Raw genomic sequence first — 7871 nt, forward strand, 5'->3', positions numbered from 1 at the left:
GGCGACAGCAGGGTGATGGTGGTGGTGTGTTTGGCGACAACCAGTTTACCAGCACCCTGTCTGTCAACTTCCACTTTGCCGGAGAGCTGGAGCATCTAGCCGGTTCTGGCGGATTGAGAGCGAGATAAAAAAACAGCCCCGCACGAGCGGGGCTGTTTGCATGGCTGCTTGGTTATGGCGGCAGATCACACGGCCAGGTAGTCCATGATCCCTTCGGCCGCCTTGCGACCCTCATAGATGGCGGTCACCACCAGATCCGAGCCGCGCACCGCGTCACCACCGGCGAACACCTTGGGGTTGCTGGTCTGGAAGGCGTACTCGGCCTTCTCGGGCGCCTTGATGCGATCCCGGCCGTCGAGCTCGACGCCGTGCTCTGCCATCCAGGGTTGGGGGTTGGGCTGGAAGCCGAACGCCATCACCACCGCATCGGCGGGCAGCACCTGCTCGGAGCCTTCAATGACTACCGGATTGCGGCGGCCATTGGCATCGGGGGCGCCGAGCTCTGTGCTCACCACCTTGATGCCGCAGGTGCGGCCGTGAGCGTCCAGTTCGACCCCGACAGGTTGCAGGTTGAACATGAATTCCACCCCTTCCTCCTGGGCGTTTTTCACCTCCCGCTTGGAGCCCGGCATGTTCTCGGCATCCCGGCGGTAGGCGCAGATCACCCGATCGGCCCCCTGGCGGATGGCGGTGCGCACGCAGTCCATGGCGGTGTCGCCGCCCCCCAGCACCACTACCTGCTTGCCGGCGAAGTCGATGTAATCGGCTTGCGCCTTCTCAAAGCCCAGCAAGCGATTGGCGTTGGAGATGAGGTAGGGCAGGGCGTCATAGACCCCCGGCGCCTCTTCGTTGGCAAAGCCGCCCTTCATGTACTTGTAGGTGCCGACCCCGAGGAAGACCGCATCGAACTCGCCGAGCAGGTCGGCGAAGGTGACGTCACGGCCCACTTCGGTCTCGAGGCGAAACTCCACCCCCATCCCCTCGAAGATCTCGCGGCGGCGCTGCATCACCTCTTTCTCCAGCTTGAAGGAGGGGATACCGAAGGTGAGCAGGCCGCCGATCTCCGGGTACTTGTCGAACACCACAGGGGTGACGCCATTGCGTGCCAGCACGTCGGCACAGGCAAGGCCAGCTGGGCCCGCGCCAATGACGGCGACCCGCTTGCCTGTCTTGACCACCTTGGAGAGATCCGGGCGCCAGCCCATCTCGAACGCCTTGTCGGTGATGTATTTTTCGATGTTGCCGATGGTCACGGCGCCGAATCTGTCGTTGAGGGTGCAGGCACCCTCACACAGTCTGTCTTGCGGGCAAACGCGGCCACATACCTCCGGCAGGCTGTTGGTCTGGTGGGAGAGCTCCACCGCCTCCAGAATGCGTCCCTCGTTGGCCAGCTTCAGCCAGTTGGGGATGTAGTTGTGTACCGGGCACTTCCACTCGCAATAGGGGTTGCCGCAGTCGAGGCAGCGATCTGCCTGCATGCCGACCTGGGCCTGGTTGAAGGGCTCGTAGATCTCCACGAACTGGATCTTGCGGATCTTGAGCGGCTTCTTGGGCGGGTCGACCCGCTGGACATCGATAAACTGGAATACGTTCTGGCTCATAGGGTTCCCTCCTTATTGCGCCTGGATTCTGAGTTCTGCACTGGAACGGCTGGTGTGGCCAAGCAGCGATTTGACGTCGCTGGACTTGGGTTTGATCAGCCTGAACTTGGGCACATAGGAGTCGAAGTTGGCCAGGATCTCCTCGGCACGCGAGCTGCCTGTCTCGTTGAGGTGCGCCGTGATGATACCGCGCAGGTGCTCCTGGTGGATGGCCAGATCCGCCACCTCCAGCAGTTCGACCAGCTCGGGGTTGGTGCGCTTGGCAAAGTTGCCGCACTCGTCGAGCACGTAGGCAAAACCGCCTGTCATGCCCGCCGCGAAGTTGACACCGGTCTTGCCGAGCACGGTGACGATGCCGCCTGTCATGTATTCACAGCCGTTGTCGCCAATCCCCTCGACCACCGCCAAGGCCCCTGAGTTGCGCACCGCGAACCGCTCGCCTGCGGTCCCTGCGGCATAGAGCTTGCCGCCGGTGGCGCCATAGAGGCAGGTGTTGCCGATGATGGCCGCCTCGTGGGATTTGAACGCCACGCCGACGTGGGGTTTGATCACCAGCTTGCCGCCGGTCATCCCCTTGCCCACGTAGTCGTTGGCATCCCCGGTGAGGATCATCTCAAGGCCACCGGCGTTCCAGACGCCGAAGCTCTGGCCGGCGGTGCCGTTGAAGTGCACCTTGACCGGATCGGCCGCCATGCCCTGGTTGCCGTGGCGCTTGACGATTTCGCCGGACAGACGCGCACCCACGGAGCGGTCGGTGTTGCGGATGTCGTAGCGGAACTCGCCGCCACTCATGTTTTCCACCGCATCCAGCAGGTCTTCCACCATCTTGAGGTTCAAGGGCCCCTTGTCGAAGGTGGGGTTGTGCTGCTGGCTGAACAGACTGGAGCCTGCCGGTGCAACCGGGGCCGCCAGGATGCCGGACAAGTCCAGCTTGGCCTGACGGGCGGTGAGGCCGGGCAGGGCTTCCAGCAGGTCGGTACGACCGATGAGGTCGGTGAGCTGGGTGACGCCAAGCTCGGCCATCAGCTCGCGCGTCTCCTCGGCGATGAACTTGAAGTAGTTCATCACCATCTCCGGCAGGCCGGTGAAGTGTTCGCGGCGCAGCTTCTCATCCTGGGTGGCGACGCCGGTGGCGCAGTTGTTCAGGTGGCAGATACGCAGGTATTTGCAACCGAGCGCCACCATGGGGCCGGTACCGAAGCCAAAGCTCTCGGCGCCGAGGATGGCCGCCTTGATGATGTCCAGACCCGTCTTGAGGCCGCCATCCACCTGCAGACGCACCTTGTGGCGCAGGCCGTTGGCCACCAGGGCTTGCTGGGTTTCGGCCAGGCCCAGCTCCCAGGGGGAGCCGGCGTATTTGACCGAGGTGAGCGGGCTGGCGCCAGTGCCGCCGTCGTAGCCGGAGACGGTAATGAAGTCAGCATAGGCCTTGGCCACGCCACAGGCGATGGTGCCGACGCCAGGTTCGGACACCAGTTTCACCGACACCAGGCAGTTCGGGTTGATCTGCTTGATGTCGAAGATGAGCTGGGCCAGATCCTCGATGGAGTAGATGTCGTGGTGGGGCGGCGGGGAGATCAGGGTCACGCCGGGCACGGAGTAGCGCAGCTGGGCGATTTGCGCGGTGACCTTATCACCGGGCAGCTGGCCCCCTTCACCGGGCTTGGCACCCTGGGCGACCTTGATCTGCACCACGTCCGCGTTCATCAGGTAGTGAGGGGTGACGCCAAAGCGACCGGAAGCCACCTGCTTGATGCGAGAGTTCTTCTCGGTACCAAAACGCTTGGGATCTTCACCGCCTTCGCCGGAGTTGCTCTGACCGCCGAGGCGGTTCATGGCGATGGCCAGGGCCTCGTGGGCTTCAGGGCCGAGGGCGCCGATGGACATGGCCGCGGAGTCGAAGCGGGGGAACAGCCTGGCGGCTGGCTCCACCTGATCCAGCGCAACCGGGGTGGTGCCCTGTTTGAGCGACAGCAGATCCCGCAAGGTGGCGACCGGCCGCTCGTTCACCAGACGGGCATACTCCTTGTAATCGGCGTAGTTGCCGGAGCGCACCGCCACTTGCAGGGTCTGCACCACGTCCGGGTTGTAGGTGTGGTACTCGCCACCGTGGACGAATTTCAAGAGGCCGCCCTGGGTCAGCGGCTTGCGGCCGAGCCAGGCCAGACGGGACAGATTGATCTGATCCTGCTGGATGTCGGCAAAGTCGGCACCCTGGATGCGGCTCGATACGCCACGGAAGCAGAGTTCGACAACAGCCTTGGAGAGGCCCACCGCCTCAAACAGCTGGGAGCAGCGGTAGCTTGCCACCGTGCTGATGCCCATCTTGGACATCACCTTGTAGAGGCCCTTGTTGATGCCGTTGCGGTAGTTGAGCATGGCCTGGCGCAGGCTCATCTTGAGCACGCCTTCTTCTACCTGCTTGGCGAGGGTCTCGTAGGCGAGATAGGGGTAGATGGCGGTGGCGCCAAAGCCCAGCAGCACGGCGAAGTGGTGCGGGTCGCGCACGCTCGCGGTCTCCACCAGGATATTGGCGTCGCAGCGCAGGTTGTTGTCCACCAGGGTACGCTGCACCGCCCCCACCGCCATGGCGGCCGGGATGGGCAGGGTGTCCGGGCTGATGTCCCGGTCTGACAATACCAGCAGCACCGCGCCGCTGCGGGCCGCTTCAGCTGCCTCGTGGCAGAGGCGCTCGAGGGCGGCTTGCAGCCCCTCTTCGGGCAGGTAGTTGAGGCTCAGCACCGCATGGCGGTAGTGTTCCCCCTCCAGGGCCAGCAACTGATGGAAGTCGGAGTAGAGCAGGATCGGCGACTGGAACAGCACCCGGTGGGCGTGGCCGAAGGTCTCGTTGAACACGTTCTGTTCGCGGCCGATACAGGTGGCCAGGGACATGACGTGATTTTCCCGCAGGGGATCGATGGGCGGGTTGGTCACCTGGGCGAACATCTGGCGGAAGTAGTCGTACAGGGTTCGCTGGCTGGAGGAGAGCACCGCCATCGGGGTGTCATCCCCCATGGAGCCCACCGCCTCCTGGCCGTTCTCGCCGAGCACGCGGATCACCTGATCCAGCTCTTCAAAGGAGTAGCCGAACAGCTTCTGGTAAGTCTTGAGCCGGTCATCCGGGAATTCCCGCGATCCCGTGCTGGCATCGTCCATCTGCTCGAAGGGCACCAGGCGCTTGCAGTGCTTGTCCATCCACTGCTTGTAGGTGTGACGGCTCTTGAGATCGTCGTCAATTTCGAAGCTGGTCCAGATCTTGCCGTTGCTGGTATCGACCACGAACAGCTCCCCCGGGCCGACACGGCCCTTCTCCAGCACTTCGTCCGGGGTGTAGTCCCAGGTGCCCACTTCGGAGGCCAGCGTGATGAACTTGTCCTTGGTGATGACGTAACGTGCCGGACGCAGACCGTTTCTGTCGAGTGCGCAGGTGGCGTAGCGACCGTCGGTCATGACGATGCCGGCCGGGCCGTCCCAGGGCTCCATGTGCATGGAGTTGAAGTCGTAGAAGGCGCGCAGGTCGTCATCCATGTTCGGGTGCTTCTGCCACGCAGGCGGGATCAGCAGGCGCATGGCACGGAACAGGTCCATGCCGCCGGCCAGGAAGAGATCCAGCATGTTGTCGAGGCTGGAGGAGTCCGACCCCGTGGTGTTGACGAAGGGGGCGGCCTCTTGCAGATCCGGGATCAGCGGGGTGGCGAACTTGTAGCTGCGCGCCTTGGCCCACTGGCGGTTGCCGGCAATGGTGTTGATCTCGCCGTTGTGGGCGAGGTAGCGGAACGGCTGCGCTAGCGGCCAGCGCGGGCTGGTGTTGGTGGAGAAACGCTGGTGGAACACGCAAATGGCGGCCTGCATGCGGATGTCGGCCAGATCCAGATAGAAGCGCGGCAAATCCACCGGCATGCACAGTCCCTTGTAGACGGTGACCAGGTTGGAAAGGCTGACCACATAGAAGTAGTCGTCGCTGATGCGTTTCTCGATGCGGCGGCGCACGATATAGAGGCGGCGCTCGAGATCCTTGTCGACCCAGCCCGGGGGCGCGTTGACAAAGACCTGTTCAATACTGGGCAGGGACGCCTTGGCGATGGAACCGAGTACATTGGTATCGATGGGCACCTTGCGCCAGCCGACCAGACTCAGGGTCTCTCTTTCCAGCTCCTCGTCGATGATGTCGCGAGTTGCCTGGGCCAATACGGGGTCCGGGTTGAGAAACAGCATACCGACCGCGTAGTTGCGGCCCAGGTGCCATCCCTTCTCTTCGGCGACCGCTCTAAAGAAGCTGTCGGGTTTTTGCAGCAACAGGCCGCAGCCGTCGCCGGTCTTACCATCAGCGGAGATACCGCCGCGGTGCTGCATGCGAGCCAAGGCTGACATCGCGAGACGGACAAGCTTGTGGCTGGCTTCCCCTTCCATGTGGGCCAACAGGCCGAAGCCACAGTTATCCCTCTCCAGCTTTGGATCATATAGTGACATTGCATTTCTCCCTTGCTCGGCCTTCCATCGCACTGTCATCAACAGACTGCATAAATTGCGATTGGCTCTTGTGGTTCCGTCCGCCTGAGGTGGCGAATCTCCAAACTAATGGGATTTTCGGGCAAGGTCAATTGGACATCCCGCTTGTTTGCAATGTTACATCACCATAACAAAATGTGGGTTTTTGAGACTCAATCAGCATTTTTGTGTATTTATGACTGACTTTTATTTATTTGTTGGATTTATATTCTGTTTATGGACGATTTAGTGGTTGACTGCATGGTGGCGGGAAACTGTAGTAATTTTACAAAGTCATCTCTGGTGTGCTTGGCGGGGATCACATTTCAGGATCCTGCGTCTTGCATTTGTCCATAAGCAGACTAAACAGGATTTTTTCAGTAGTTACAGCCGGTTATGGGCGAGAGGTTATGACACTTTTCTCCAGGTGGCAGGAGTGACAGGTTGTCAAAAGTGACCGTGAATGCTGACTGTTGGGTATTTATCGCATCTAACGTGAATATTTATATGATTTTTGGGTAGAGAGCGGGATTGATCCAGCGCAGCCTGCCCGCCGGGCTGCGTCGCTAGAATGACACCTCATTTCGGAGGTGTCATGCAGTTACACGAACTCATCAATACATTTGGCCAGGATCTCAAGCTGCGCCACGGCCAGAAGATCCACAAGCTCTCCATCCATGGGGCCTTTACCTGCCCCAACCGGGACGGCACCCTGGGCCGGGGTGGCTGCACTTTCTGCAATGTCTCCTCCTTTGCCGACGAGTCGGCCCAGCAACTCTCCGTGGTGCAGCAACTGCTGGCACGCCGGGACGAGGTGACCCGGGCCAGGCGCTATCTGGCCTACTTTCAGGCCTATACCAGCACCTATGCCGAAGTGGAGTACCTTCAGCGCATGTATGAAGAAGCCTTGTCGGTGAGCGACATGGTGGGGCTCTGCGTCGGAACTCGCCCTGATTGTGTACCCGATGCGGTGCTGGATCTGCTGGCAGGTTATCAGGCCCGCGGCTACGAGGTGTGGCTGGAGCTCGGGCTGCAGAGCGCCAACGACAAGACGTTGCAACGCATCAATCGGGGCCACGGCTATGCCGCCTATGTTGACGCTGTAACCAGAGCCCATCTGCGGGGCATCAAGGTGTGTGCACACCTCATCGTCGGCCTGCCCGGCGAGGCGCCGATGGACAGCCTGGAAACCCTGCACCGTGTCGTGGAGACCGGCGTCGAGGGGATCAAGCTTCACCCACTGCATGTGGTGGAGGGGAGCACCCTTGGCAAGGCGTGGCAGGCGGGACGGCTGGATGTGTTGACGATGGAGCAGTATGTGGCGGCGGCGGTCGCCATGATCCAGTACACGCCTCCCGAGGTGGTCTATCACAGGGTCTCGGCGTCGGCGCGCCGCCCGACCCTGCTGGCCCCCGCCTGGTGCGAGAATCGCTGGAGCGCCATGACCGCCATTGCCGCGGCGCTGGCACGCTCAGGCCCTCAGGGGCACTGCCTGGGACGCCCTTTTTCTCTCCCTTCCACGGGCGAGTGCCAACTCTAATTTCGTCAAAAAACAGTGGGTTATTAGATGAAATTCAGTCTTTGGAGTATAGTTTCGTTCAAGTCACCTTGATAAGATGGTCGGCTTGAAAAAAGATATAGTTATCAATAACTCTTTGCAGTTTGTATACCGGGCGGTGTCTCTTCGAACCGGGTGGCATATTTCTGGTTCTTCGCGGGATCTTGGGGAAGTGGAAGTTGACAGACAGGGTGCTGGTAAACTGGCTGTCTCCAAACACACCA

The 7871-nt window shown here is 61.3% G+C and carries 4 protein-coding genes; 1 reads left to right on the plus strand and 3 read right to left on the minus strand.

Annotated features, from left to right (window positions below; genetic code table 11):
- Positions 1 to 185: 185 nt before the first annotated feature.
- Both PG896_RS19995 and gltB read right to left on the minus strand, forming a co-directional pair.
- Complete coding sequence (locus PG896_RS19995; protein WP_039040371.1) at positions 186 to 1601, minus strand: FAD-dependent oxidoreductase; 1416 nt, start codon at positions 1599 to 1601, stop codon at positions 186 to 188.
- 12 nt (positions 1602 to 1613) lie between these two features.
- Positions 1614 to 6071: a glutamate synthase large subunit gene (gene gltB / locus PG896_RS20000; protein WP_103858276.1), complete on the minus strand. Its 4458-nt coding sequence runs from the start codon at positions 6069 to 6071 to the stop codon at positions 1614 to 1616.
- 613 nt (positions 6072 to 6684) lie between these two features.
- On the opposite strand from gltB, the gene PG896_RS20005 reads away from it, so the two are divergent.
- A complete protein-coding gene (locus PG896_RS20005; protein ID WP_103858277.1) occupies positions 6685 to 7629 on the plus strand; it encodes a TIGR01212 family radical SAM protein in 945 nt (314 codons plus the stop codon).
- 58 nt (positions 7630 to 7687) lie between these two features.
- Here the strand turns inward: PG896_RS20005 and PG896_RS20010 are convergent.
- Positions 7688 to 7871: hypothetical protein (locus tag PG896_RS20010; RefSeq protein ID WP_270836134.1), on the minus strand; the 184-nt coding region annotated here is incomplete at its 5' end.

Origin of the sequence: Aeromonas sp. QDB30 (genome assembly GCF_027707645.1) — a bacterium.
Classification (GTDB): Bacteria; Pseudomonadota; Gammaproteobacteria; order Enterobacterales; family Aeromonadaceae; genus Aeromonas; species Aeromonas caviae.